This is a genomic window from Acinetobacter sp. XS-4 (assembly GCF_023920705.1).
Taxonomy (GTDB): Bacteria; Pseudomonadota; Gammaproteobacteria; order Pseudomonadales; family Moraxellaceae; genus Acinetobacter.
On the sequence record NZ_CP094657.1, the window covers coordinates 2,555,252 to 2,580,754 of the forward strand.

Annotated in this window: 22 protein-coding genes; 9 read left to right on the forward strand and 13 right to left on the reverse strand. The window is 40.1% G+C overall.

Annotation, left to right across the window (positions count from 1 at the left end; translation table 11 throughout):
• Positions 1 to 34: 34 nt before the first annotated feature.
• From MMY79_RS11945 to MMY79_RS11960, 4 genes are read right to left on the reverse strand one after another with little or no spacing between them, the layout of a single operon-like run.
• Complete coding sequence (locus tag MMY79_RS11945; RefSeq protein WP_252608774.1) at positions 35 to 688, reverse strand: 3-oxoacid CoA-transferase subunit B; 654 nt, start codon at positions 686 to 688, stop codon at positions 35 to 37.
• A complete protein-coding gene (locus tag MMY79_RS11950) occupies positions 688 to 1,356 on the reverse strand; it encodes a 3-oxoacid CoA-transferase subunit A (RefSeq protein ID WP_000608703.1) in 669 nt (222 codons plus the stop codon). Before MMY79_RS11950 ends, MMY79_RS11945 begins: the two co-directional genes overlap by 1 nt.
• 47 nt (positions 1,357 to 1,403) lie before the next feature.
• Positions 1,404 to 2,687, reverse strand: a complete 1,284-nt coding sequence (locus tag MMY79_RS11955; protein WP_252608776.1) for an MFS transporter — start codon at positions 2,685 to 2,687, stop codon at positions 1,404 to 1,406.
• Positions 2,688 to 2,744: 57 nt separating this feature from the next.
• On the reverse strand, positions 2,745 to 3,899 hold the full coding sequence (locus MMY79_RS11960; RefSeq protein ID WP_092705456.1) for an acyl-CoA dehydrogenase family protein: 1,155 nt from the start codon (positions 3,897 to 3,899) through the stop codon (positions 2,745 to 2,747).
• Positions 3,900 to 4,210: 311 nt separating this feature from the next.
• Between MMY79_RS11960 and MMY79_RS11965 the strand changes: the two genes are divergently transcribed.
• From MMY79_RS11965 to MMY79_RS11990, 6 genes are all read left to right on the forward strand, one after another.
• On the forward strand, positions 4,211 to 4,999 hold the full coding sequence (locus MMY79_RS11965; protein ID WP_252608778.1) for an enoyl-CoA hydratase: 789 nt from the start codon (positions 4,211 to 4,213) through the stop codon (positions 4,997 to 4,999).
• A gap of 29 nt (positions 5,000 to 5,028) precedes the next feature.
• Positions 5,029 to 5,790 (forward strand): SDR family oxidoreductase, encoded by a 762-nt coding sequence (locus tag MMY79_RS11970; protein WP_252608781.1) that lies wholly within the window; start codon positions 5,029 to 5,031, stop codon positions 5,788 to 5,790.
• Positions 5,791 to 5,851: 61 nt separating this feature from the next.
• Positions 5,852 to 7,375: a 3-hydroxyacyl-CoA dehydrogenase gene (locus tag MMY79_RS11975; RefSeq protein WP_252608783.1), complete on the forward strand. Its 1,524-nt coding sequence runs from the start codon at positions 5,852 to 5,854 to the stop codon at positions 7,373 to 7,375.
• Positions 7,376 to 7,389: 14 nt separating this feature from the next.
• Positions 7,390 to 8,595, forward strand: coding sequence for a 3-oxoadipyl-CoA thiolase (locus tag MMY79_RS11980; protein WP_252608785.1), 1,206 nt, complete (start codon positions 7,390 to 7,392; stop codon positions 8,593 to 8,595).
• A gap of 111 nt (positions 8,596 to 8,706) precedes the next feature.
• Positions 8,707 to 9,549, forward strand: a complete 843-nt coding sequence (locus MMY79_RS11985; RefSeq protein ID WP_009391028.1) for an IclR family transcriptional regulator — start codon at positions 8,707 to 8,709, stop codon at positions 9,547 to 9,549.
• Positions 9,550 to 9,613: 64 nt separating this feature from the next.
• Entirely contained in the window at positions 9,614 to 10,798 is a 1,185-nt protein-coding gene (locus tag MMY79_RS11990) for an MFS transporter (RefSeq protein WP_252608787.1), read from the forward strand.
• A 46-nt stretch (positions 10,799 to 10,844) separates the two neighbouring features.
• Here the strand turns inward: MMY79_RS11990 and MMY79_RS11995 are convergent, their stop codons facing one another.
• Positions 10,845 to 11,816 (reverse strand): nitronate monooxygenase family protein, encoded by a 972-nt coding sequence (locus MMY79_RS11995; protein ID WP_252608789.1) that lies wholly within the window; start codon positions 11,814 to 11,816, stop codon positions 10,845 to 10,847.
• Positions 11,817 to 12,045: 229 nt separating this feature from the next.
• On the opposite strand from MMY79_RS11995, the gene MMY79_RS12000 reads away from it, so the two are divergent.
• Entirely contained in the window at positions 12,046 to 12,855 is an 810-nt protein-coding gene (locus tag MMY79_RS12000; RefSeq protein WP_252608791.1) for an enoyl-CoA hydratase, read from the forward strand.
• Positions 12,856 to 12,918: 63 nt separating this feature from the next.
• Here the strand turns inward: MMY79_RS12000 and MMY79_RS12005 are convergent, their stop codons facing one another.
• Together MMY79_RS12005 and MMY79_RS12010 are read right to left on the reverse strand one after the other, a co-directional pair.
• Positions 12,919 to 13,764: an IclR family transcriptional regulator gene (locus MMY79_RS12005; protein WP_000996082.1), complete on the reverse strand. Its 846-nt coding sequence runs from the start codon at positions 13,762 to 13,764 to the stop codon at positions 12,919 to 12,921.
• Between the two features lie 186 nt (positions 13,765 to 13,950).
• The gene (locus MMY79_RS12010; RefSeq protein ID WP_252608792.1) at positions 13,951 to 15,168 is read right to left on the reverse strand and encodes a CaiB/BaiF CoA-transferase family protein; all 1,218 of its coding nucleotides are present in this window, start codon (positions 15,166 to 15,168) and stop codon (positions 13,951 to 13,953) included.
• 330 nt (positions 15,169 to 15,498) lie between these two features.
• Between MMY79_RS12010 and MMY79_RS12015 the strand changes: the two genes are divergently transcribed.
• A complete protein-coding gene (locus tag MMY79_RS12015; RefSeq protein ID WP_252608795.1) occupies positions 15,499 to 16,650 on the forward strand; it encodes an acyl-CoA dehydrogenase family protein in 1,152 nt (383 codons plus the stop codon).
• Between the two features lie 61 nt (positions 16,651 to 16,711).
• Positions 16,712 to 17,962 carry an MFS transporter gene (locus tag MMY79_RS12020; protein WP_134261503.1) on the forward strand — a complete coding sequence of 417 codons (1,251 nt, stop codon included), beginning with the start codon at positions 16,712 to 16,714 and terminating at the stop codon, positions 17,960 to 17,962.
• Between the two features lie 215 nt (positions 17,963 to 18,177).
• On the opposite strand, the gene phnX is transcribed toward MMY79_RS12020, so the two are convergent.
• The 6 genes from phnX to MMY79_RS12050 form a co-directional block, all read right to left on the reverse strand.
• Positions 18,178 to 18,993, reverse strand: a complete 816-nt coding sequence (gene phnX, locus MMY79_RS12025) for a phosphonoacetaldehyde hydrolase (RefSeq protein WP_252608796.1) — start codon at positions 18,991 to 18,993, stop codon at positions 18,178 to 18,180.
• A 35-nt stretch (positions 18,994 to 19,028) separates the two neighbouring features.
• Positions 19,029 to 20,177 carry a 2-aminoethylphosphonate--pyruvate transaminase gene (gene phnW / locus MMY79_RS12030; protein WP_252608798.1) on the reverse strand — a complete coding sequence of 383 codons (1,149 nt, stop codon included), beginning with the start codon at positions 20,175 to 20,177 and terminating at the stop codon, positions 19,029 to 19,031.
• A gap of 65 nt (positions 20,178 to 20,242) precedes the next feature.
• Entirely contained in the window at positions 20,243 to 21,397 is a 1,155-nt protein-coding gene (locus MMY79_RS12035; RefSeq protein ID WP_252608800.1) for a TIGR03364 family FAD-dependent oxidoreductase, read from the reverse strand.
• A gap of 101 nt (positions 21,398 to 21,498) precedes the next feature.
• Positions 21,499 to 23,208, reverse strand: coding sequence for a putative 2-aminoethylphosphonate ABC transporter permease subunit (locus tag MMY79_RS12040; protein ID WP_252608802.1), 1,710 nt, complete (start codon positions 23,206 to 23,208; stop codon positions 21,499 to 21,501).
• A complete protein-coding gene (locus MMY79_RS12045) occupies positions 23,202 to 24,404 on the reverse strand; it encodes an ATP-binding cassette domain-containing protein (protein ID WP_252608804.1) in 1,203 nt (400 codons plus the stop codon). Before MMY79_RS12045 ends, MMY79_RS12040 begins: the two co-directional genes overlap by 7 nt.
• A 22-nt stretch (positions 24,405 to 24,426) precedes the next feature.
• Positions 24,427 to 25,464, reverse strand: coding sequence for a putative 2-aminoethylphosphonate ABC transporter substrate-binding protein (locus tag MMY79_RS12050; RefSeq protein WP_252608806.1), 1,038 nt, complete (start codon positions 25,462 to 25,464; stop codon positions 24,427 to 24,429).
• Positions 25,465 to 25,503: the final 39 nt, after the last annotated feature.

Sequence of the window (25,503 nt, forward strand, 5' to 3'; positions counted from 1 at the left end):
TAATCCTTAAAGAAGCGTTTTTTCCGTGTGTAATTTAGGCTACACGTGCATCTATTAGCTCACAGTCCGTGACTGCCTGTAATTCATCAAGACTTAAGCCATCTACCATTTCCGTCACATAAGCTTTTTGATCTTTCAGTTCAATAATGCATAAATCGGTATAAATACGGTTTACACACTGCTCACCTGTCATTGGATATGTAAGTTCCTTTACAATCTTGGACTCACCTTTTTTGGTGACATGTTCCATATAGACATAAATCGTTTTTGCGCCGACCGCCAAATCCATAGCACCGCCGACTGCTGGCACATCATCTGCTTTACCAGTATGCCAGTTTGCCAAATCTCCATTTACAGCAACTTGGAATGCACCAATCACACAAATGTCCAGATGGCCACCACGCATAATGTCAAACGAGTCACCATGATGCATAAAGCATCCACCATCTAATAAAGTGACAAGTTCTTTTCCAGCATTAACTAAATCTTGGTCTTCTTCACCAGGTTGTGGTGGTGGACCAAAAGCCAAGACACCATTTTCCGAATGTAAAAAGATTTCTTTGTCTTTTGGCAAAAATTTAGCAACGTTGGTCGGTAAGCCAATCCCTAAATTCACATAAGAACCTTCAGGAATGTCATTGGCAATGAGTTTGGCAATATCTTCACGAGAACGCTTTTGAACTGACATTAGATATCTCCTACTTTTACAACATGCTGAACAAAAATTCCCGGTGTAATAATGCACTCTGGATCAAGCGTTCCTAGCTCTACGGTGTCATTCACTTGAACAATGGTGGTCTTGGCAGCTTTTGCCATAATTGGACCAAAATTGCGGGCTGCTTTACGGTAAGTTAAATTGCCCCAGCGGTCAGCTTTATCGGCATAAATCAGTGCAAAATCGGCTTCAAGTGGATATTCAAGCACATAGTTTTTACCGTTAATGGTTCGAGTTTCTTTGCCCTCGGCAACTTTGGTGCCATAACCAGTCGGAGTAAAAATAGCACCGAGACCCGCACCTGCTGCCTGAATACGACATGCCAAATTACCTTGCGGAACCAGTTCCAACTCAATTTTTCCTGCGCGATATAAGTCTTGAAAAACGGTTGATCCAGCAGATTTTGGAAATGAACAAATCATTTTTTTAACGCAACCGGCAATAATCAGATTTGTTAAACCACGATCACCAGAAGCCGCATTGTTATTTACAATGGTGAGTTCTTTTTTCCCTAAATCAATTAAGGCTTCAATTAATTCAGCAGGTTGCCCCGTTACACCAAACCCGCCTGTCATGATGGTTGCTCCATCAGGAATAGCTTTTAAAATCGGTTCAATGTCACTGGTGATTTTATTTATCATCTCACTTGTCCCTTTTCATCCTTAATTTAAGGTGACAGATTGATCTGTCACTCTGCCTTTTGCGGGTTAAATAGTCGGTCTTTAATAAATAACAATGGGATTACACCGCAGATAAAATAAGCCGCAGCCATCACCAAAAGTCCTAAGCCAATAGAACCATTCTGTGATAAATAACCAATTGTTAATGGAGAGAAAATTGAAAGTACTTTACCAATGTTATAAGCACCACCCACTGCCGAACCTCGGATAGATGTCGGGAAACTTTCCGTCATATAAGTGGCATTAATTGCGTATGGAATACCGTACAGGAACCCGAAGAACAGCATCATCCATAAAATGTTGGTTGGTGTATTTAAATAGACAATGACCGGAATAAATAAGGCTGTACCAATGGTTCCGAAAGCGAATACAGCACGGCGTCCTAATTTGTCGGCAACGATTCCTGCAATCACTTTGGCAAACATCATAATCAAGAACGTACCGACCATATACATGGCCATTTCTTTAAACTTGATGCCAAGATCAGACTCTAAATAAGCTGGTAACCAGTTACTTACCCCGTAATAACCGAACTGCAATGCACCTGTACTAATAATCCAGAGAACAAACATGGTGCCATGTTTCTTATCTCTTAAAATTTCAAGATATGGGTTTTGACGTTTTTTAGGTTGGTTACTTTGAGCAACTTCTAGCGCTTTTAATTGACGCGCTTTTTTCCAAGACTCAGGTTCAGGTACACAAAAGTGCATTAAAATTGACAATACCAAAGGGGTAATCGCAATCCAATACAGGAAACGCCAGCCATGTTCAGGAATAATATGACCTGCCAATAAGGTCGCTAACAAAGAACCTAAGGTATAACCCGTCATGAGAGTAGCCAAAACAGTCGAGCGATGTTTGGTTGGCACCATTTCTGACATTAAAATATTGCAAGCAATATAAAGTGCGCCTAAACCCATCGCTCCAAAAGTTCTTAAAACTGCAAATTGCATATAAGAATCGGTAAAACCCAGCGCACAGGTTAAAACTGAAGAATAAGCAATAAAGAACACAATAATGCGAACCCGTCCAAAACGGTCACATGCCCAGCCCCCAATCAAGCCACCAATTGCTGAACCTAAAAGTGTTAAACTACCTAATGTTCCAGCTTGTACACCCGTTAAATGAAACTCTGCTTTAAGACTGGTCAGGCTCAATGCCAAAAAACCTAAGTCTGCCCCATCACACAACAATGTTAAAAAAGCGAATATAAATGCGGTAATCCAAATTTTTTTTGGTGTCTGGATAGCTTCACTGCTAGCCGTATTTTGTGCAACGGTTTCTGTTGTCATGTCCATATCCTCAGAAGGAACATGAGGCATCCAATGCCTCATGGCATTTGTTTTTTATTAGGTAGTAGCTTCCCTAATCATGTTTTTGGCAATAATAATTTGTTGAACTTGCGTGGTTCCTTCATACAAACGGAACAAACGGACATCTCGATAAAAACGCTCAATGGCATATTCACTGATATAGCCTGCGCCACCGTGAATTTGTACACATCGATCAGCAACACGGCCACACATTTCAGTTGCAAACATTTTTGCGCAAGATGCTTCTGTACTAATGTTTTCGCCATTATCTCGGCGACGGGCAGCATCTAAAACCATACATTTAGCCGCATAAATCTCGGCTTTTGAGTCGGCGAGCATCGCTTGAATCAGCTGGAAGTTCGCAATAGGCTGACCAAACTGTTTGCGCTCAATTGCATAGTGCAGTGCGTCGTTTAACATACGCTCAGAAACACCCACGCTATATGCACCAATGTGCAAACGCCCTTTATCAAGCACTTTCATGGCCGTTTTAAAACCGACACCTTCTACCCCACCAATGAGTGCAGAAGCAGGCACACGGCAGTTTTCAAAAATTACATCACAGGTATGTGAACCCTTTTGCCCCATTTTTTGGTCAATTTTGCCCAAAGTAATACCTGGCGTATTAGCCTCAACTAAAAAAGCTGAAATACCACCTGACCCTTTAATTTCAGGATTCGTTCGAGCCATGACGGTGAAAGTTGCAGCATGGGGTGCATTGGTAATAAAACGCTTGGTGCCGTTTAATACATAAAAATCGCCGTCTTTTACTGCACTGGTTTTTAAAGATGCAGCATCAGAACCAGATTCAGGCTCAGTTAAACAAAATGAACCAATAATTTCGCCACTTGCATAACGCGGTAAATATTTTTGCTTTTGCTCTTCTGTACCATCAATCAAAATTGCACTTGAGCCAATACCGTTATTGGTACCAATTAAAGAACGGAAAGCTGGTGAAGTTTGCCCAAGTTCAAATGCAACTCTGACCTCTTCTTCCATAGTAATGCCTAGGCCACCATATTCTTCAGGAATTGTGAGGCCAAATAAACCAAGCTCACGCATTTGCTGCACAATGTCATCTGGAATTTTGTCTTTCTCTACCACTTCGTTTTCACGAGGTATCAATTCATTTTTTACAAAATCTCGAATTGTTGAAAGTAACTGCTCCAACATCCCTTCATCACGGATCATCTGTGATCTCCCTTTTTATGTATTTCCATCGCACCCATCAGCCATCTCCAGCTTGTCTGGATACCATGTTTTAAATCTTGTTTACTGCGGATGTGTTTCATAGTACGAGAACAAAAACACCAATTTCAAGCTTTTTTGAAAATTAATTTCGTTAAACGAAATTTAAAAAATCACCCACACGGAATATCAAGTACTTAGCTTATTTCATGGATCATAATCGTTAGAACAGACTAAATAAGACTTGAAATAAATTCCAAAACAAGCATCATAAAAGGAATATAGTTTTGATGTGCGAAACAAGGAATTCAAAAATGAGTGTATCAATAGGGAATAATTTCGTAGAAGTCGACTTTTCTATTCAAAAAATAGCAATTGTAAAAATAAATCGACCTGAAGCAAAAAATGCACTGAATACAGAGGTTCGCAAACAACTAGCACAAGCTTTTACTGAATTAAGTTTTAACGATGAGATCAATGCAGTTGTGCTCACAGGTGGCGAAGAAGTCTTTGCCGCAGGTGCAGATTTAAAGGAAATGGCAACAGCAACCTCCACAGAAATGCTATTGCGTCATACAGAACGTTATTGGAACGCGATTGCTCAATGCCCTAAACCAGTCATTGCTGCTGTAAATGGTTATGCACTGGGTGGTGGCTGTGAACTTGCAATGCATGCCGATATTATTATTGCTGGTAAAGGTGCAACCTTTGGTCAACCGGAAATTAAAGTCGGTTTAATGCCGGGTGCTGGTGGTACACAACGTTTGTTCCGTGCTATCGGTAAATTTCATGCCATGCGCATGATTATGACAGGTGCCATGGTGAAAGCCGAAGAAGCTTATATCATTGGTCTTGTTTCACAAGTCACAGAAGATGACCAAACGATTCCAACTGCGATTCAAATGGCGCAAAGCCTCGCAAAAATGCCTCCTATTGCCCTGCAACAAATTAAAGAAGTTGCCTTAATGAGCGAAGATGTTCCATTAAATGCAGGCTTAACGCTAGAACGAAAAGCATTCCAGTTACTGTTTTCTACCGAAGATAAAAATGAAGGCGTTCAAGCTTTTATTGAAAAACGTAAACCGTCTTATCAAGGTAAATAACTCAAAACCATAATAACAAAGGAATGAATATGACCAGAAAAGTATTGATTAGTGCAGGTGGTTCAGGGATTGGACGATGCATTGCCGAAGCATTTTTAAACAATCATGATGAAGTTTTCGTTTGTGATATTAATGCTAAAAGCCTAGAACAGTTTCAGAAAGATTATCCAAAGCTGCATATACATACGTGCGATTTAGCTGATCATAAACAAATTAAGCTGATGTTTAGCCAAGCAGTTCAGAAACTTGGCGTTATTGATATTTTAGTCAATAACACAGGCATTTCAGGCCCGACCGTTGCAGCAGATGAGCTAAGTTTTGAAGATTGGAATACGGTCATTAATTTAAACCTGAATAGCACTTTTTTAATTACCCAGTTAACCATCCCCTTTTTAAAGAAAGCACAGGCAGGTGTGATTATTAATATGTCTTCTATTGCTGGACGCTTAGGCTATCCATACAGATTAGCCTATTCCACCTCAAAATGGGGGCTGATTGGTTTTACCAAAACGCTCTCTATGGAACTTGGTGCAGATAACATTCGGGTTAACGCTATTCTTCCAGGTGCGGTAGATGGTGATCGAGTTCAACGTGTATTACAGGCCCGTGCCGATGTAGCTCATACCTCACTTGAAGATGTGACCCAAAATGCACTGAAAAATCAGTCGCTCAAATATTTTGTCAATCCAAAGCATATTGCAGATTTATGCCTATTTTTAGCATCAGACAGTGGCCGCTCTATTTCCGGTCAAATCTTACCAATTGATGGTGATAAACAATGCTTAAGCTAAATCACCAAACCCTATTTTTCCGTTTAATTTCAAATATAGATTAATCATCAGGATGATCGACATGACTTATGATATTAAAAGCATGGCTGTGATTGGTGTCGGTATTATGGGCAGTGGCATTGCTCAAATTGCTGCACAGTCAGGTCATACCACTTATTTATATGATGCCAAAGCAGGTGCAGCAGAACAGGCCAAAGAAAAACTAGCTGCCACATTTCAAAAGTTAGTCGACAAAAATAAAATTACACTTGAGCAAGCAGCTCAGGCAAATAGCCATTTAGTTGTTGCTCATCAAATTGAAGATTTAAAAAATTGCGATCTGATTGTAGAAGCAATTGTTGAACGTCTAGATATCAAACAGAGCTTAATGCAGCAGCTTGAAGACGTCGTTTCAGAAAATGCAATTTTAGCCTCGAACACCTCTTCTCTGTCTATTACAGCGATTGCTGCAAACTGCAAAAAACCTGAACGTGTTGTGGGTTATCACTTCTTTAATCCAGTTCCACTCATGAAAGTGGTCGAAGTCATTCGTGGTTTAAAAACTGACCCACTTATTATTGATGCCTTAAATGATCTGTCTCGCGCATTTGGTCATCGCCCTGTTGTGGCAAAAGACACCCCTGGATTTATTATTAATCATGCGGGTCGGGCTTATGGAACCGAAGCGCTCAAAATTTTAAATGAAAACGTTTGTGACATTAGTGAAATTGACCGAATTTTACGTGACGGCGTTGGTTTTAGAATGGGTCCTTTTGAATTACTCGATTTAACTGGTCTTGATGTTTCTCATCCGGTCATGGAGTCGATTTATCATCAGTACTATGAAGAAGCCCGCTACAAACCAAACCCGTTAACCAAGCAAATGCTTGATGCCAAACAACTTGGACGTAAAGTCAATCAAGGTTTTTATAATTATGAAACCGGTTCAAAAACAGGTGAACAACCTGCTCAGTTTGTAGAGCGTTTAGCGCAATATCCAAAAGTTTGGATTGCGGCAGATTTTTTAGACGATAAAAAACTGCTTGAAGATTATTTAACTCAGCAAAATATTGCCTTAGACACTCATCTGGAACCACAAACAGATAGCTTATGTTTACTTGCTTGTTATGGTGAAGATACAACTCAAGCGACTACCCGTCTAGGGATTAACCCTGAACAAGCTGTTGCTATAGACATGCTTTATGGCATTGCAAAGCATCGAACCTTAATGCCTTCACTCATTACCAAACCTGAATATCGTCAGGCTGCTCACTCTATTTTCAATTTAGATGGAAATCTGGTGAGTATGATTAATGAAAGTATTGGCTTTGTTGCGCAGCGCGTTTTAGCAATGGTCATTAATTTAGGCTGTGATATTGCCCAGCAAAATGTTGCCACTGTAGATGATATTAATGCCGCTGTACGTCTAGGCTTAGGCTATCCATTTGGCCCAATTGAATGGGGCGATCAAGTCGGCAGCCAAAAAATCTTACTCATTCTGAACCGTATAACAGCGCTTACGCATGACCCACGTTACCGCCCTAGCCCGTGGTTACAGCGTCGTGTCGCACTTCATTTACCTCTTACTTTTACTCACGAGTCTTGAAAAGGAATTTCTCAATGTTAAATGCATATATCTATGATGGTTTACGTAGCCCATTTGGCCGTCATGCAGGTGAACTTGCCTCAATTCGCCCTGATGATTTAGCCGCAACTGTCATTCAAAAACTACTAGAAAAAACTGGTGTTCCGGGTGCTGATATTGAAGATGTGATTTTAGGTGATACCAATCAAGCAGGTGAAGACAGTCGTAATGTGGCGAGGAATGCTCTATTACTTGCGGGATTACCAGTCACTGTGCCGGGCCAGACAGTAAACCGCTTATGTGCTAGTGGTTTAGGTGCTGTGATTGACTCAGCACGTGCTATTACTTGTGGTGAAGGCGAACTCTATATCGCAGGTGGTGTAGAAAGTATGTCACGTGCTCCCTTTGTAATGGGTAAAGCGGAAAGTGCTTATAGCCGTGATGCAAAAATTTATGACACCACCATTGGCTCTCGTTTTCCAAATAAAAAAATTATTGCTCAGTACGGCGGTCATTCAATGCCTGAAACAGGTGATAACGTCGCAGCCGATTTTGGTATTAGCCGTGAGCAAGCAGACTTATTTGCAGCTCAATCACAAGCCAAATATCAGAAAGCCAAAGAAGAAGGTTTCTTTGCCGATGAAATTACCCCAATTGAGGTTTTCCAAGGCAAAAAATTGCCACCTAAACTCGTTTCTGAAGATGGACACCCTCGCCCAAGCTCAACTGTTGAAGCACTCACAAAGTTAAAACCACTCTTTGAAGGTGGCGTGGTCACTGCTGGTAATGCATCAGGCATTAATGATGGTGCAGCAGCCCTCTTGATTGGTTCAGAAGCAGCAGGTCAAAAATATGGCCTAAAACCAATGGCAAAAATCTTGTCAGCAGCAGCAGCCGGTATTGAGCCACGCATTATGGGTGCAGGCCCGATCGAAGCCATTAAAAAAGCAGTTGCGCGCGCGGGACTTACTTTAGATGACATGGATATTATCGAAATTAATGAAGCTTTTGCTTCACAGGTTTTATCTTGCTTAAAAGGTTTAAATGTTGATTTTAATGACCCTCGTGTAAATCCAAACGGTGGTGCGATTGCGGTTGGTCATCCACTTGGTGCATCTGGTGCTCGTCTTAGCTTAACAGTAGCTCGTGAGTTAATTCGCCGTAAAAAGAAATATGCAGTGGTGAGCCTATGTATTGGTGTAGGTCAAGGTCTTGCGATGGTGATTGAAAATGTTTCATAACCATTGATCCAGATATCCATTCATCACAACAGTGCAGTGATGAATGGATTTATTTTGCATAGCGAAATATAATGGCAAAACTATTTTGCTTTAATTATATTTGAGGATCGAATGTCTCAAAACACGGAAACTGAAAAACCAATAAATTTTGATGAGATACGTTTAGATCCTATTTCGCATATACATCGGGAAAACAACCCGCAATTTATTGCTTCTTTAGCGCGCGGTTTAGAACTTTTAAGATGCTTTTCTGCAAATAATCAGGTGCTTGGTAACCAAGAATTAGCAAAAATGACGGGTTTACCTAAACCGACCATTGCACGTATTACCAATACCCTTGTGTCATTAGGCTATTTAAAACAATTGCCTAATTCAACCAAATACACATTAGACATTGGTGTTTTATCTTTAGGATATGCAGCATTATCTAATATCTCGATTCGTAATATTGCTCATCAATATATGGAAGAGTTGAGTCAGTATGTTCAGGCCCCTGTGGCGATGGCAACGCGTGACCGATTAAATATGGTGTATATCGATGTTGTGCAAATTGAAACTGCATTAAATATGCGCCGTCCAATTGGATCAACCTTACCACTTCATAGTAGTTCAATGGGTCGAGCTTGTTTGGCTGCAACTCCTGAACGTGAGCGCAACTTTCTCCTCGATGCACTGAAACAAAAGAACCCCGAAAACTGGCCAGCCATAAAACGCTCTTTAGAACGAGCTTTCCGTGATTACCAAGATTATGGATATTGTTTGTCTTTAGGCGAATGGCATAAAGAAGTGAACTCGGTGGCTGTACCTCTGGTCAGCTCCAAACATGGTCTTTATGTTTTTAACTGTGGTGCACCAAGTTTTCATTTAAATCCAGAAAAACTTGAAGGTGAAATTGGACCACGTTTAATCCACATGGTGCACAATATTCAAGATGCTTTGAATGAAACGCACTAATAACCATACTTAAAAGAGTCATGGTTGTGTTGATTAAAGTTCCTCTTTCATTATGACTATAGGCATGATGAAAAACGCACTCTATACCCCAACCATTATTTTAATGGCAATTGCAGCAGGCATTTGTACAGGTGGAAATTATTTTAGTCAGCCACTCATTCATTCAATTAGTGTAAGCCTAAATTTAACTGAAACGACTACAGCGTGGGTGCCGACTCTAGCCCAAATCACCTACGCATGTGGCTTACTTTTCTTAATGCCATTAGGGGACATAATAGAAAAGCGCAAGCTACTCTTTGTTTTTATGTTATTGGCTTCAAGCGGATTAATTATTAGCGGTTTTTCGCACAATATTTATCTTTTACTGCTTGGCACCGTCATTACTGGTCTATTTTCTAGTTCAGCCCAACTGTTATTACCTCTTGCTGCAAGTCTGGTTCCGATTCAACAAAGCGGCCGTGTGGTTGGCTTTTTACTGAGCGGATTGATGATGGGTGTTTTACTCGCTCGTTCCCTTTCAGGGCTGATGTCTACTCTTTTTGCATGGAATATTATTTATCTGGTCAGTGGTTTTCTATTACTTGTTATTGCCTTTATTTTGCATCGTAATATCGGGTTATTTCCACCAACAAAATCTGAAAACTATGTAAAAACTATTCGCTCTTTACCAAAGATTTTTATTCAAAATCGGCGTTTAAGAACCAGAACTTATATTGGTGGTTTTACATTTGCTTGTGTGAGTTTAACCTTTACAACCATGTCGTTGCTTCTGGCTCCAGCACCCTATTTTTTTAGTGACTTTACCATCGGGCTTTTTAGTTTTGTGGGTGTGTTAGGAACTTTCGTTGCCAATTTTTCAGGTAAATTTATTGACCAAGGTTATATTCATAAAATTTCGATTTATTGCGGCATCGGACTAATTTTAAGTTGGATACTATTTTCACTTTTACCCTACCATTTCGCTTTTTACATTATTGCCTTACTCATTCTCTACGCTTCTCTTTCTGCTGTACATGTCACCAACCAAAGTATTGTATTTAAACTTAATCAAGAATTACGCTCACGGTTTAACGCGATTTATATGACAGGTTACTTTGCTGGCGGTGCTTTAGGCACAACAGCAGGAAGCTACGCTTGGAAACATTTTGGATGGACCGGTGTCTGTATTTTAGGCTTAATTTTTGCCATTTTATGTCTTTATTATTGTGTGAGGGATGCAAAAAAACAGCACAGTTCAAACTTGTGCTGATCTTAATAAATCACGCTAATAGCTAATTTTAGGGCTAGGATAAATCCTATAAAAGCCCTAATAATCTGCCACGAATAATATCTTCTGCATCTTTAACAATTCGACTAACCAGTTCATCACATGTCGGAATATCATGAATCAAACTTGCAACTAAACCGCATGACCATGCGCCAGCATTGACATCACCATCAATCATGACTTTTGGATAAACACCAGCAACTTCTTCAATAATATCTTCAAATTTAATGCTCTCACCAAGCGCTTTTTCTTTTGCCACGATTTTTTCTACGGCCGCATTATTCATGACACGTTCTGTGTTTCGTAAAGCCCGCATAATTAAACGCGTATCTAGTTCGGTTGCATTCAATATCGCCTGTTTCACATTTGCATGTACAGGAGCTTCCCGAGTTGCAATAAAGCGCGTTCCCATATTAATTCCATCGGCTCCCATCGCTAAAGCAGCAGCGAGTGAGCGTCCATCTGCCATACCACCTGAGGCAACAAATGGAATTTCTAATGCATCGGCAGCTAAAGGTAATAAAATCATATTTGGCACGTCATCCTCACCAGGGTGTCCACCACACTCAAATCCATCTACAGAAACTGCATCGCACCCAATTTGCTGTGCTTTTAAGCTATGTCGAACCGAAGTACATTTGTGAATTACTTTAATGCCAGCAGCCTTTAAATATGGCATGACTTGTTCAGGATTACGCCCCGCTGTTTCTACAACCTTTACCCCGCCTTTAATGATTGCTTCTACAAAACCCGGATAATCAGGGGTATTCACAGTAGGCAAAAAGGTTAAATTTACCCCAAAAGGCTTGTCGGTCATTTCTCGGCAACGTGCAATTTCTTTTGCCAGATTTTCAGGTGTACGCTGAGTTAAGCCAGTAATAATGCCTAACCCACCCGCATTTGAAACCGCAGCCGCAAGCTCTGCAAAACCAACATAATGCATACCACCTTGAATAATGGGGTGCTCGATTTCAAATAATTCTGTAATTTTGGTCTTCATACTCTTTCCACTCACTGTTCTATAGCTAGCTTCTCATTTCCTTAGCAGAGCTAGATGCTTATTTACGCATAAATCCTGTCGTCATTTAATTGACTTAATGTTAAAATTTCACAATACAAAATTTTATACCACAATATAAAACAAAATAATTGATAACGGAATTATTTTTCGATAGCATCATTTTAATAAGTTTAAATTTTAAACGAAAAGTTATTTAAAGGGATGAATAATGCAGCAGGACAATAAAACTCAAAATGAGCTAAAAACAGGCACAATTCAAGAGTGTTTAGATAAACATATACTAACGCTTACCATGAGCAACCCTAGCAAAAAGAATGCGATTAACTATGAAATGTATTCAGCCCTAAGTCGGGCATTAGATCAAGCTGCAACAAATCAAGATGTTCATGTCGTTGTGCTTGCTGGTGAAGGTTCTTCATTTACCAGTGGCAATGATGTCAACGCATTCGAAACACGCGATACAACCAGTTCCGAACCACCCTCTTCCATTGTTTTTTTAAAAAGCTTAGCAACCTTTCCAAAACCGATTATTGCCAAAGTTAATGGTGTAGCAATTGGTATTGGTAGCACCATGCTTTTACATTGTGACCTTGTATATTCAAGCCAAAACTCTATTTTTCAGTTTCCCTTTGTGAACTTAGGACTTGTACCTGAAGCAGGTTCAAGTTACATCTTGCCTAGATTATTGGGCTTTGCTCGCGCTTCGGAGATTATTTTATTAGGTGAAAAATTTTCGGCAGACCAAGCAAAAATTTATGGTCTGGTAAATGAAATATTTGAAGTAACTGAGCTGGATCAGGTAGTTGAAGATATAGCAATCAAACTCGCTCACAAACCAAGCCAAGCCTTACAACTGAGTAAAAAGTTGCTAAGAGATATGCCAATCGATGATTTATTAAATCGTATTGACCATGAGTCAACTATCTTCTCGGATTGTTTACAAGGTTCCGAGTTTAAAGAAGCATTAAACGCTTTCAAAGAAAAAAGAAAACCGAACTTTCACAAGCAAACAGTCTAAATACACCTACTAAAAAGCCAGCCTTGAAAAAAAAGCTGGCTCTTATAAGTAAATCAGATGCGTTTAGCTAATCTCGGTACGAATATTATTCACCATATGTAAAAGACGCGGTGCAATATCTTCTTCGAGTTTTTCACGGTTCATAATAAAGCTTGGACCGCCACAGTTAAACACCAGTAAACCATGTTGCTCATGAATAAGTGGAACTGCAACTGAATTGACATCTTTATGCCATTCACCGATTGAAAAACAATATCCAAAATCTTGGTAATCTTTGAAAGCTTTGTCTAGATCACGATTAATTTTGATCCAGTCTTCTTTGTGCTTGCTACGAATGGCATCAAGTAAAAACTCTCGTTCATCTTCAGGCATTGCAGCTAAACAGGCACGTCCCATCGAACTTAAATGAATAGGTAAATAAGTTCCAACTTGACGACGCATAGTCATATTGCCTTTACCTTGTACCACATCAAGATAAATCATATTCAGTCGATCGCGTGTTGCCATTGCAACAGCAGCGCCAGCATAGTCTGCCAAATTTTTCATATATGGATGAGCGATAGAGCGAATCGACACGTTAGATAACATCGAATAACCAAACGCAAGAACACCCACTGAAAGCTGGAATTTGCTTGAATTTGGTACTTGTTTGATATAACCCAAACGTGACAAGGTATGTGTAAGGCGAGTAATGGTTGGTTTTGGCAAACCTGTCATCTGAGCAAGCTCTTGGTTGCCCAAATGTTGATGCTTAGGCGTAAAACAACGTAATAGCTCTAAACCACGGGCCAATGCAGTAATAAATTGGCGATCATTTTCATCCTGCATATCTTCAATCGGATGTAATAATTCATGCCGTAAAGGTGCTAATAATTTTTCTGTTTGTTCTGCATCAACTGCATCATTCATTGTCATACCAATCCATATTTTGTTTCGCACTGCGAAAATTATAATCTATTTTTTCTATAAATAGCAAAAGAGCAAACATCCGAGTCTGCACCAAAAAAATAACTTCATATAACTCATTAAAGCGAAAGATTAAATATTTTATTTTCTGATTTTAAATATAATTTTAACCTTCCGCTTTTAAGCCACTTATCCAATTACGCCCTTTTCTTTAAGCTCGACTAACTTGTCTGAAGAAACCACTCGGCCCAAAACGACCTGCGTATGCTCACCCAGCAGCGGCGGTGCTGTTTTGTACTCTACGGGTGTTCTAGAAAGTTTGATTGGCGACCCAATCACCTTCAGCTTTTCACGTTGGGGATGGTTCATCTCGACTAACATTTCTCGAGCAATCACTTGCGGCTCTTGAAAAGCTTGTTCCAAGTTATTAATAACACCGACGGGAACTTTAGCCGCATAGATTGCATCTACCCATTCATCAGCTGTTTTTGTTAAAAAGTGATTTGATAAAATTTCAATAATTTCATCACGATGCTTAATGCGGTCTGCATTTCGGGTAAAACGCACATCATTTGGTAAATCAGGTAAACCTATACTTCTACAGAGTTGAATAAACTGAGTGTCATTTCCACATGCAATAATGAAATCACGGTCAGAAGCTTTGAACACTTGATAAGGCACAATATTGGCATGTGCGTTGCCATAACGTTTAGGGATATTTCCTGATGAAAGATAGTTCATTCCCTGATTTGCCATTGTGGCAATTTGGACATCAAGCAAAGCCATATCAATGTATTGGCCTAAACCTGTCAAATGACGGTTGAGTAAAGCAGCCTGTATAGCAATCGTAGAGTAAAGTCCTGTAGCTAAATCAGAAAATGCGACCCCTACTTTTTGTGGACCGCCACCTGGCAAATCATCTCTCTCACCCGTAACCGACATGAGTCCGCCCATGCCCTGAATAATAAAATCATAACCGGGCTCTTCTGCTCTTGGGCCATTTTGACCAAAACCTGTAATTGAGCAATACACCAGTTTAGGGTTAATCTCAGATAAAGACTCATAGTCCAAACCGTATTTTTTCAAAGAACCCGCTTTGTAGTTTTCAATCACGACATCGGTGTCTTGAATAAGGGCTTTAATCAATTCTTGGCCATCAGGACTCGCAATATCGATAGCAACAGACAGTTTATTGCGGTTAGTAGACTGATAATAAGCAGCTTCTTGAGTGTCTTGGCCTGAGTCATCTTTCATCCAAGGTGGCCCCCAAGAACGGGTATCATCACCAACTTTCGGTCTTTCAATTTTGATTACATCTGCACCCAAATCGGCAAGAATCTGTCCACACCAAGGCCCAGCCAATACCCGACTTAAGTCAAGCACCCGAATTCCATTTAAAGCACCCATCTTCATCCCACTATATTTTGTGACTTATTTCCTATAGGAAAACTTATCCATTTAAAATTTCGCATAGCGATATATACTTTTAATATACATACCTCTTTTTAAAAATCAAACTTTAATTTTCCACTAAAAATAATGATTTTTTATAAGAAAATATAGCTTAAATAAATCAATAAATTAGCTAAAGATAAATCAATAACAAAGTACCGCATTGCGAAATTAATTTTCAAAATATGTTGTTTTGCATTCATCCTTTGATTACTATCGCTTCAAATATTGGTGATTTTACGAACATCACATTGAAGTTTTTGCATGTAGTAAAAGGACGAGACTATGATTCGAGATCAGGAAACCTTAGATCAACTTGTTGATATGATTCGACAATTTGTTGAAGGTGTATTAATTCCTCATGAGAATGAAGTCGCTGAAACAGATGAAATTCCTCAAGATATTGTTGAGCAAATGAAAGCGCTGGGCTTATTTGGCTTAACTATCCCTGAAGAATACGAGGGTCTTGGACTGACAATGGAAGAAGAAGTCTATGTGGCTTTTGAATTAGGTCGTACCTCTCCTGCTTTTCGCTCTCTAATTGGAACCAATAATGGCATTGGCTCAAGTGGCCTGATTATTGACGGAACCGAAGCACAAAAATCATTTTTCTTGCCACGTTTAGCACGTGGTGAAGTGATCAGTTCTTTTTGCTTAACCGAACCAGATGCAGGTTCTGATGCGGCCTCTTTAAAAACCAGTGCAGTAAAAGAGGGTGACTTTTATATTTTAAATGGCACCAAACGTTTTATTACCAATGCTCCTCACGCTGGCGTATTCACAGTCATGGCACGTACAAACTTTGATATTAAAGGTGCTGGTGGTATTTCTGCTTTTATTGTCGATAGCCAAACTCTGGGGATTTTTCTTGGCAAACGCGATAAAAAGATGGGACAAAAAGGTGCACATACCTGTGACGTCATTTTTGAAAATTGTCGCATCCCTGCTTCTGCATTGATTGGTGGTGTTGAAGGTGTTGGTTTTAAGACTGCCATGAAAGTACTCGATAAAGGCCGTTTGCATATTGCGGCTTTGAGTGTTGGAGCAGCAACCCGAATGCTAGATGATTCTTTAAATTACGCCATCGAACGTAAGCAATTTGGACAACCGATTGCGGAATTTCAACTCATTCAAGCCATGCTAGCTGACTCAAAAGCTGAAATTTATGCAGCCAAATGCATGGTCTTAGATGCTGCTCGCCTACGTGATGCAGGAAAAAACGTTAGCACTGAAGCTTCCTGCGCAAAAATGTTTGCAACCGAAATGTGTGGCCGTGTCGCTGATCGCTGCGTACAAATTCACGGCGGCGCTGGCTATATCAGTGAGTATGCGATTGAACGTTTTTATCGCGATGTCCGTTTGTTCCGTCTTTATGAAGGCACGACCCAAATTCAACAAATGATTATTGCCCGAAACATGATTCGCGCTGCGTCTTAATCAAATTTTAAGCACTTCAAAACGACTTGAACTGCTTTCAATCAAATGTAGGTAATGGATTATGGCTACAAATTACAAAGAAGGTCTTTCTCGTATACAGCCTCATACGTGGAAAATAGCATTTATTTTTGCATTTCTAGCACTATTAGTAGATGGAGCAGATTTGATGCTGCTGTCTTATAGCTTAAATAGTATTAAGGCAGATTTTGGATTAAGTTCAGTACAAGCAGGTATGCTTGGCAGTTTTACATTGGCAGGAATGGCCGTTGGAGGCATTTTTGGAGGATGGGCATGCGATAAATTTGGTCGCGTCCGCATTGTTGTTATTTCTATTTTAATTTTCTCACTCCTCACCTGTGGCTTAGGTTTTACTCAGAGCTTTCTTCAATTTGGTATTTTAAGATTTTTTGCATCACTTGGTTTGGGTTCACTTTATATTGCCTGTAATACCCTCATGGCCGAATATGTACCAACACGTTTCCGTACAACTGTACTCGGCACGCTACAAGCTGGCTGGACGGTAGGCTATATTGTTGCGACTTTGCTTGCAGGTTGGATTATTCCTGATCATGGCTGGCGCATGCTGTTTTATGTTGCGATTATTCCCGTTGTTATTGCTGTGCTCATGCATATTCTTGTACCAGAACCAGAAGCATGGCAAAAGTCACGACTACAACAACCTGTTGTAGCGCAAAACGCATCGAAAACTTCAGCATTTAAGCTTATTTTCCAAGATAAACGAAACCGTAATATGTTTATCTTATGGGCGTTAACCGCAGGCTTTTTACAGTTTGGTTACTATGGCGTAAATAACTGGATGCCGTCATACCTTGAAAGTGAACTCGGTATGAAGTTTAAAGAAATGACGGCCTATATGGTAGGTACATATACCGCCATGATTTTAGGTAAAGTTCTTGCGGGTATGATGGCAGATAAATTAGGGCGTCGTTTTACCTATGCTTTTGGTGCAATTGGTACTGCTATTTTCCTACCGCTAATCGTGTTTTATAACTCACCAAGCAACATTCTATATTTATTGGTCACCTTTGGTTTCCTCTACGGCATCCCTTATGGCGTAAATGCAACTTATATGACCGAAAGCTTTGCGACAGCAATTCGCGGTACAGCCATTGGTGGCGCTTATAATGTCGGACGTTTAGGCGCTGCATTAGCCCCTGCAACTATCGGTTTCTTAGCCTCTGGCGGGTCTATTGGTTTAGGTTTTGTCGTCATGGGTGCAGCTTATCTGATTTGTGGTGTGATACCAGCCCTATTCATTAAAGAGAAATTATATGACCCTCAAAAGTCATAAAAAGATCTATCACATAGGTCATATACCTATATGGTTGATGTTTCTAACGAACTAAACACATATTTTGGATCGTTAGCAAGAAATAAGGAATCTACTCATTAAAGTTAATCCTTATTTCCATATATGTAGAGTTTATCTACTCTTCATTTTAATTTTTTAGGTAAGCTTAGCTCCCAAGGGAGCTAAGCTTAAAAAGCTATAGACCTAAACTTTGTTTAAGGTCGTTCACCCTGCCCCAAACGACGTTCAATATCATCTAAAACATTTGGCAGGTCAGCGACACTATCAATCACATAGTGAGCACCCGACGCATTCATTTTTTGATAGGCCTTATCTTTTAGAATGATCTGCTCATCCGCCGATAATGCGCTCCACTCTTCATAGCTTAAACCGACTTCATTGCCGCTAATCGCAAGCCCGACCGTCCAGCATCCTGCGTTTAAACCTTCATCAATACCCACCACGGTATCGTCTACTTTTACAACTGTTTTGATGTCGGATACATCAAGTTGAATTAAGTTTTTCCATAACATTTCAGGATATGGACGACCGAATTTCACGTCACTGGCAGTAACAATACAGTCTGGTCGGTAGCCTTGATCGGCAGCATCTTTGACCAAGCGGCCAATCATCATTAATGCATAACCTGTGTTACTGCCAATTTTTGCGCCACGCTTTTTAATATTTTCAAAAGTAGCTAATGCACCCGGAATTAAAGCAGAACATTTTGGAATAGAATTTAACTGATAAGGAATAAAGTCTTTATATAGACGGTCAATATCTGCTTCAGTTGCAGGCTTCCCATATACTTCCTGCCATACAGATGCTACACGCGGCATTTTTAAAACAGCAGCAATATGATCACGTTTTTCTAAACCCATTGGCGCACGCGCTTCTTCAACCGTAATTTCAATGTTGTTGTCTTTAAATAAAGCCATAAAAGCCAAAATTGGTGCACGTGAGCCGAAATCTACTGTTGTGCCAGCCCAGTCAAAAACTACAGCCTGAATTTGTATATTGTTGATCGTCATGGTGTATTCCTCTAATTTAAATAATTTAATAAAAATTATGCTGTTACAGCTGGATTTGGGTGGCTTTCGCAGTAGTTGGCAATCGCAGCAAGAAGGCCTTCAATGTCCTGAATATAAACTTCGCCAATATTGCCAATACGGAAACAGTTAAGATCTGTGACTTTGCCCGGATAAATCACATAGCCTGATTTTTTTAACGTTTCATAAAATGACTGAAAGCTAAATGTTTCAGCTGTCGGGTAAAGAAAAGTGGTAATAATGGGTGATTGTGGACACTGCTCACCAAGCACCAATTCAAAACCAAGCTGTTGCATACCTTTCGATAAGGTTTGTTGGTTTTGTAAATAACGTTGATAACGTGCTGCAACGCCACCTTCTGCCTCAAGCTCAAGTAATGCTTGATAAAAGGCACGTACTACATGAGTTGGCGAGGTAAAACGCCATTTGCCATTATGCTGCTCCATGGTATGCCACTGGTCATATAAATCGAGGCTGACCGAACGTGCCAAACCTTTACATGCCTCTAGGCAATCACGCTTTGCCAAAATAAAACCAAAGCCCGGAACACCTTGAATACATTTATTTGCACTTGAAATCAGAAAATCAATTTCAAGCTCAGCCATATCCATTGGCACACCGCCAAATGAACTCATCGCATCTACAATCCAGACTTTTCCTGCTGCTTTAACCAAACGGCCAATGTCTTGAATTGGGTTTAAAATTCCTGTGGTGGTTTCACAATGCACACAAGCAACGTGACTAATGGTTTTATCTTCTAAAACACACTCAATCTCTTGTAAATCTGGTGTCTGGGTTTCTAAATAATTCAGCTCTACAACTTCAATATTTAGGCAACGTGCCATTTGCACCATACGTACACCGTATGCGCCATTATTAATGATTAAGATTTTGCCATCACGCGGAATAGCTGATCCAATCACAGACTCTACAGCAAAGCTACCACTGCCTTGCATTAGCACAGCCGTATATTTTTCAGGTTGGCTGGTTGCCAAGTTGACGAGACGAGAGCGGATATCTTGTACAAGTGAATTATATTCTTGGTCCCAAGTACACCAGTCTTTTTGCATGGCGCGGCGTACTGTTGTCGATGTTGATAAAGGTCCTGGAGTGAGAAGTAAATACTTGTTCTCTAAGTCCATATCGAGTTGTGGTTGCATGTTCATAATGTTACTCATTTCTTTCGCGTTAATTTCAATATATACCAATCTGGTTTAAACCAGATGACAAACTAATAAATATTTTGTGTTAAAACTTCTTTCATAAATCCGGCCCCTGTGGTCATGCCTTTACCGGCAATCGCACTCACCAGAAAAATGTTTTTCTCAGCTTCAGTGACACAGGCCAACTCATGTTCATGGGTCAGGTAATAACCATTCCAGCGTTTTTGAATTGGAGGTAAAGTCAGACCTAATTTTTCGTGGCAGTAAGCTTGAATAAACTCATTAATCTCTTCACGCTGCTCAAATTGAGGCGCTTCATTAATCGAATGATATTCGTGGCTATCACCTACGATCAGTTCGCCAAATTCGTTTTGTTTAATCAGAATATGAATGCCGAACTCTTTAATAAATCCCTGTTGCGATGCTTTAACCAGCTCAGCATGACTTGGGCAAATTTCAAAAGCCGGATAACGTGAAATAGATAAGCCTGAATAAAGAGAAGCATTTAATTTTTGTTGAAATGGTTGAGTCAGGGCCATTTGTAAGCCACAACGTTTCAAGTTCAAACTTTGTAAGAGATCTGGATATAAAACATCGATGATTTCACCGTGACAGATCAAAACTTTATTTGCCCGATAAGTCACTCCACTTGCCAAACGAACGTGACAGCTTCCATGCTGATATTGAGTTTGAACAACACAAGCATTGGTATAAATTTCTACACCTTTACTTTCGGCATATGCCAACAGTCGCTGACCAATCACATGCGGTTCGACCGAATAATCTTCTTCAAAAACCAAGCCGCCTTGAAACTGCTGCTCGGGGTTCAAATATGAAAATTGTGTGGTCAGTTCTTCATGCTTTAGCAAATGAACTGGAATTTGATAGTTATTTGCACGCTCGGCAAACTCATTTAAAACCTGCCATTCAAGTGCAGTGTTTGCGAGATAAACACCTTGGCGTTGAGCAAATGAAATATCGGTTTCAGCTTGAATACGCTGATAAAAAGAACGCGTTTCAAGCGCGTAGTTTCGCCACTGCTGCTCTGGATGGGTTAAGGTCGATGTTCCGACCATGCCAAAATTACGGCGAGTTGCACCCACAGGTTTGGCATTTTTCTCGAAGATACAGACTTTTAAGCCTTGGTCTTGCGCCTGTATGGCAGCGGATAAACCTAAAATACCGGCGCCGACAACAATTAAATCAAACTTTGCGTTATTCATAAGACTTCCAATTTGCGAAATTTAGGATGAATAAACCCTTGCCTTGTTGAACAAAGCGTTTCGTTTCAGTCGGTTAAATAAAAATTGTGTTTAGCTAAAACTTAATGAGCGCTTTCGCGCCATTGCTGACTTCTTGCCATAATTTTTCTGGTAAATAACCAGTGAATGAGTTTTACAACACATGAGGTGGTTAAAATGAGAATGCTCATAGCAACAGCAGCAACCGTATCGCCTGCATCATCCATATTTAAAACCGCCACCGCCGCTAAACTGGTGTCTGGTGAATAGAGGAAAATCGCAGCCGACACAGTCGTCATGGCATTCACAAAAACATAGACCGATACATCGCATAGCGCCGGAAAACACATTGGCAAATACACTTTCCAAAAGGTTTTCCACTTCGATGTTCCTAGTGTTTGTGCTGCCTGATCGAGTTGTAGCGGAATCTGTTTAATGGCATTGGTTAAAGTAAGATGTGGCACGGTGTAATAATGCACGATGGTTGAAATCACCAAAATGGTCATGGTTCCATACAGCACATTTAAAGGGTTGCTTTGCTGGTTAAAAAACAAAATATAAGCAATACCTAAGACCAATCCCGGCACAGCGAGTGGCAGTAAAACCAAAGCTTGTACATAGTTTTTAATCAGTGGATGTGCTTTAAAACGTTCGGTTAATAGCGCCACCATAAAAATGAGTGCTGTTCCGAAAATCGTACTAAACAGTGCCATACGAACCGAGTTGAAGTACGCAGCCCAACCGCCGCCATCGACATATTCAAAACTGTAATGTGCCAAGGTCAAAGACAAATCATAAGGCCAAGACTGGATAAATGAAGCCAACACAGCCGTAAAGATAATCAGTAAAATTGCACCTGAAACCAAACCACAAAATAGGCTTAGAACGACTTCAAGTTTTTTATTCAGTGCAGAGACATAAGGTTTAGCCTGAAAAGCTTGAAACCGTTCATGGCGCTTGCTTTGTATCCGGTCGAAAATGAATACAAAAACTGCGGGTAGCAATAACAAGATGGAAATGACCGCACCCATGCTCATGTTCTGCTGACCAATAATCTGTTTATAGACATCAAGCGCCATCATGTTAAATGAACCGCCAATGACTTTTGGAATACCAAAATCGGTCAACACATAAATAAAAGCCACCAGACTTGCACTGATGAGTCCATAACGAATTGCAGGTAGCGTGACATGGTAATGGGTCTTCCAAATATTTTTGCCGAGTGACAAAGATGCCTCAATTAAACGCTGATCGACACTGCGAAAAGACACCATCATCAACATTAAAATTGCTGGAAATAGCCAAAAGCAATAACTGATTAAAATACCGATTGGGCCATAAATTTGTATATCGCCCAGCAAAGGTTTAAACACACCTTGCTTACCAAACAAATAAACCAATGCCAAAGAAGGCAAAAGTGACGGCGCTAAAATCGGTAAAAAAGCGACCACTTTAAAGAAGCCTTTTCCTTTCATATTGACGTTGGTCAGGGCAAAAGCATAAATACTGGCAAGAAATACTGTAATGACAGTAGCAGCACAAGCAACCCACACCGAGTTAAATACAGAGCTGAGTAAAGCTGGACTTGAAAAATAGTTATAAAAATTTTCAAGGCCAACAAATTTTTGATTTTCGTCAAAAAAAGCTGTTTCAAACAGCATCATTAAAGGAGCAATAATTGCTAAAGTCAAAGCGATTGCGACCATAGCCAAAGCAATATTTGATCTTAATGAATATTCAGTTTTTCGACGCGGCTGTGTTTTTAAAACCGCTGAAGCAGCTTCATTTAACATAGTGCGTACCCGTGTTCGTCAAAGACATGGATGAGCTGATTAGGCACTTTTATAAACATCAGTTCTTGCAAAGTTTTGAACTTGGTATTTTCAATTTCAATTTGCAAAAGGTGTTTTGCCTGCTCAATTCCATCGATATGAATAGCGCAAAATAAACGACGCTTGGCACCTAAAAATTCAGTACTTAATACTTTAACCGGCAAATACAACGACTCTTTATCACTACCGAAATCATCAACCAACTCGACAGCTTCGGGTCTAAAACCAATGCTGTAGTTTTGCCCAGCTTTAAGTTTTTGCTGTTCCAAATTTAGAGGAATAAAACCCAAAATCTCGAGCTGATTAACTATCGAACAAGTCGCAATCAAAAAGTTCATGGTGCCAATAAACTTTGCAACGAATTGGGTTTGTGGCTTGTAGTAAATATTGTGCGGTGTATCAATTTGCTCAATGACACCATGATTCATGACTACAACACGGTCAGAAATGCTTAATGCTTCTTCTTGATCATGTGTGACCATAATGGTTGGCAAATTAAGCTGCGTTTGAATCGAACGGATCTTTTGTCTTAGGTTTAGACGTACTTGTGCATCGAGAGCAGACAAGGGTTCATCCAACAGTAAAATATCTGGATTCGGAGCAATTGCCCGAGCAAGCGCAACACGTTGCTGCTGCCCGCCCGACAATTGGTTTGGATATTTTTTAGCAATATCGGGTAATTCAATCAGTTCTAATAACTGCTGAACCCTTTGGCTACGCTGTGCCTTATCCCACTTTTTTTTGTCTAAGCCAAATGCAATATTTTCTTCTACATTTAAGTTTGGAAATAACGCATAGTTCTGAAACACAATGCCACAGTGACGCTTTTCAGCACTCAACAAGGTAATGTCTGTGCCCTTTTTTATGACTTTGCCATAATCAGGTTTTTCTAGACCCGCAATTATGCGTAGCAGTGTGGTTTTACCACATCCTGAAGGCCCTAAAAAGCTCACAAACTCCCCAGCTTTCAGGTCTAAATTAATATGCGTTAGGGCCTGAAAGTGTTGGAACTTTTTTTGGATATCCACCACTTCTAAAACCGAAGGGCCGTGTTCAGGATATTTATAGGTCGTTAATGTCGACAATAAATGCCCTGCTAACTCGCCCTTTTGGTTTTGACCCAACAGCGATGATTGCAATGAAGAAGGAATTTGCATAATGAGGCCCTTATCCAAAAGATCACTTTTCAAAATGCTTTGACCATTCAGCCAAAATACGTTCACGCTGCTCGGCCGCCCAATAAAAATCATTTTTTACGAGCATTTGAGGAAGGTTTTTGGGGAAGTCCATGGTGGTATTTTCAATGCCTTTATAGGCCACCATTGAAAAGTTATGTGCATAAGCTTCATTTGCTGCCTTGCTTACCGACCAATTGATAAATTTCTGTGCACTACTTAATTTCTTGGTTCCTTTCACAATTGCTGATGCTTCCATTTCCCAGCCTAAACCTTCAGTTGGATAAACTACTTCTAAAGGTGCACCCTCTGCTTTTAATTTAAAGGCTGGATAACCGAAAGAAACACCGATTGGAATTTCGCCCTGTGCCGCCATCTTGCAAGGTTTTGAACCAGAGTGAGGATATTGTGAAATGTTTTTATTTAAAGCCTGCATATAGTCCCACGCCTGCTTTTCACCCCAGATCTGCATCCAAGCTGTGACATCTAAATACCCTGTTCCACTCGAAGCTGGGTTTGGCATGACAATCAGATTTTTATAAATCGGGTTGGTTAAATCTTTCCAAGTTTTTGGAATCGGTAGCTTACGCTTTTCTAATTCGACTTTATTGACACAAATTGCAGATTCCCATGCATCCATACCCGTCCAAGTCGGTACAGTTTTTTGGCTGACAAATTCCGGTTTTAAATTTTGAATGCCTTCAGGTTTAAAAGGCTCAAGCATGTCTTTCTTTTCCATGACCAGCAAACTGGTTAAAGCCACACCAAAAACCACATCCGCTTGTGGGTTTTTCTGCTCTGCCAAAAGTTTAGCGGTGATTACACCAGTTGAATCACGTACCCATTTTACTTTTAGCTCTGGATAGGCTTTATGTAATTCTTCTTGGTACTGTTTAAGCTGGTCGGCTTCCACTGCCGTATAGACTGTAATTTCTTCTGAGTTTTTTGATGTTGCCGATGAACATCCCATTTGAATAGCGACCACCACACCTAAAACTGATGCAGTGCCGAGTTTAATTGTCTGTTGAACATACTGTTTCATCTGCAAACCATCGAATGCAATTATTTGATGATCGTATTT

Bases quoted from the DNA above. Each gene is read 5' to 3' on its own strand.
- MMY79_RS11945 (WP_252608774.1), bottom strand. From the start codon at position 688: ATGTCAGTTCAAAAGCGTTCTCGTGAAGATATTGCCAAACTCATTGCC.
- MMY79_RS11950 (WP_000608703.1), bottom strand. From the start codon at position 1,356: ATGATAAATAAAATCACCAGTGACATTGAACCGATTTTAAAAGCTATT.
- MMY79_RS11955 (WP_252608776.1), bottom strand. From the start codon at position 2,687: ATGACAACAGAAACCGTTGCACAAAATACGGCTAGCAGTGAAGCTATC.
- MMY79_RS11960 (WP_092705456.1), bottom strand. From the start codon at position 3,899: ATGATCCGTGATGAAGGGATGTTGGAGCAGTTACTTTCAACAATTCGA.
- MMY79_RS11965 (WP_252608778.1), top strand. From the start codon at position 4,211: ATGAGTGTATCAATAGGGAATAATTTCGTAGAAGTCGACTTTTCTATT.
- MMY79_RS11970 (WP_252608781.1), top strand. From the start codon at position 5,029: ATGACCAGAAAAGTATTGATTAGTGCAGGTGGTTCAGGGATTGGACGA.
- MMY79_RS11975 (WP_252608783.1), top strand. From the start codon at position 5,852: ATGACTTATGATATTAAAAGCATGGCTGTGATTGGTGTCGGTATTATG.
- MMY79_RS11980 (WP_252608785.1), top strand. From the start codon at position 7,390: ATGTTAAATGCATATATCTATGATGGTTTACGTAGCCCATTTGGCCGT.
- MMY79_RS11985 (WP_009391028.1), top strand. From the start codon at position 8,707: ATGTCTCAAAACACGGAAACTGAAAAACCAATAAATTTTGATGAGATA.
- MMY79_RS11990 (WP_252608787.1), top strand. From the start codon at position 9,614: ATGATGAAAAACGCACTCTATACCCCAACCATTATTTTAATGGCAATT.
- MMY79_RS11995 (WP_252608789.1), bottom strand. From the start codon at position 11,816: ATGAAGACCAAAATTACAGAATTATTTGAAATCGAGCACCCCATTATT.
- MMY79_RS12000 (WP_252608791.1), top strand. From the start codon at position 12,046: ATGCAGCAGGACAATAAAACTCAAAATGAGCTAAAAACAGGCACAATT.
- MMY79_RS12005 (WP_000996082.1), bottom strand. From the start codon at position 13,764: ATGAATGATGCAGTTGATGCAGAACAAACAGAAAAATTATTAGCACCT.
- MMY79_RS12010 (WP_252608792.1), bottom strand. From the start codon at position 15,168: ATGGGTGCTTTAAATGGAATTCGGGTGCTTGACTTAAGTCGGGTATTG.
- MMY79_RS12015 (WP_252608795.1), top strand. From the start codon at position 15,499: ATGATTCGAGATCAGGAAACCTTAGATCAACTTGTTGATATGATTCGA.
- MMY79_RS12020 (WP_134261503.1), top strand. From the start codon at position 16,712: ATGGCTACAAATTACAAAGAAGGTCTTTCTCGTATACAGCCTCATACG.
- phnX (WP_252608796.1), bottom strand. From the start codon at position 18,993: ATGACGATCAACAATATACAAATTCAGGCTGTAGTTTTTGACTGGGCT.
- phnW (WP_252608798.1), bottom strand. From the start codon at position 20,177: ATGAACATGCAACCACAACTCGATATGGACTTAGAGAACAAGTATTTA.
- MMY79_RS12035 (WP_252608800.1), bottom strand. From the start codon at position 21,397: ATGAATAACGCAAAGTTTGATTTAATTGTTGTCGGCGCCGGTATTTTA.
- MMY79_RS12040 (WP_252608802.1), bottom strand. From the start codon at position 23,208: ATGTTAAATGAAGCTGCTTCAGCGGTTTTAAAAACACAGCCGCGTCGA.
- MMY79_RS12045 (WP_252608804.1), bottom strand. From the start codon at position 24,404: ATGCAAATTCCTTCTTCATTGCAATCATCGCTGTTGGGTCAAAACCAA.
- MMY79_RS12050 (WP_252608806.1), bottom strand. From the start codon at position 25,464: ATGAAACAGTATGTTCAACAGACAATTAAACTCGGCACTGCATCAGTT.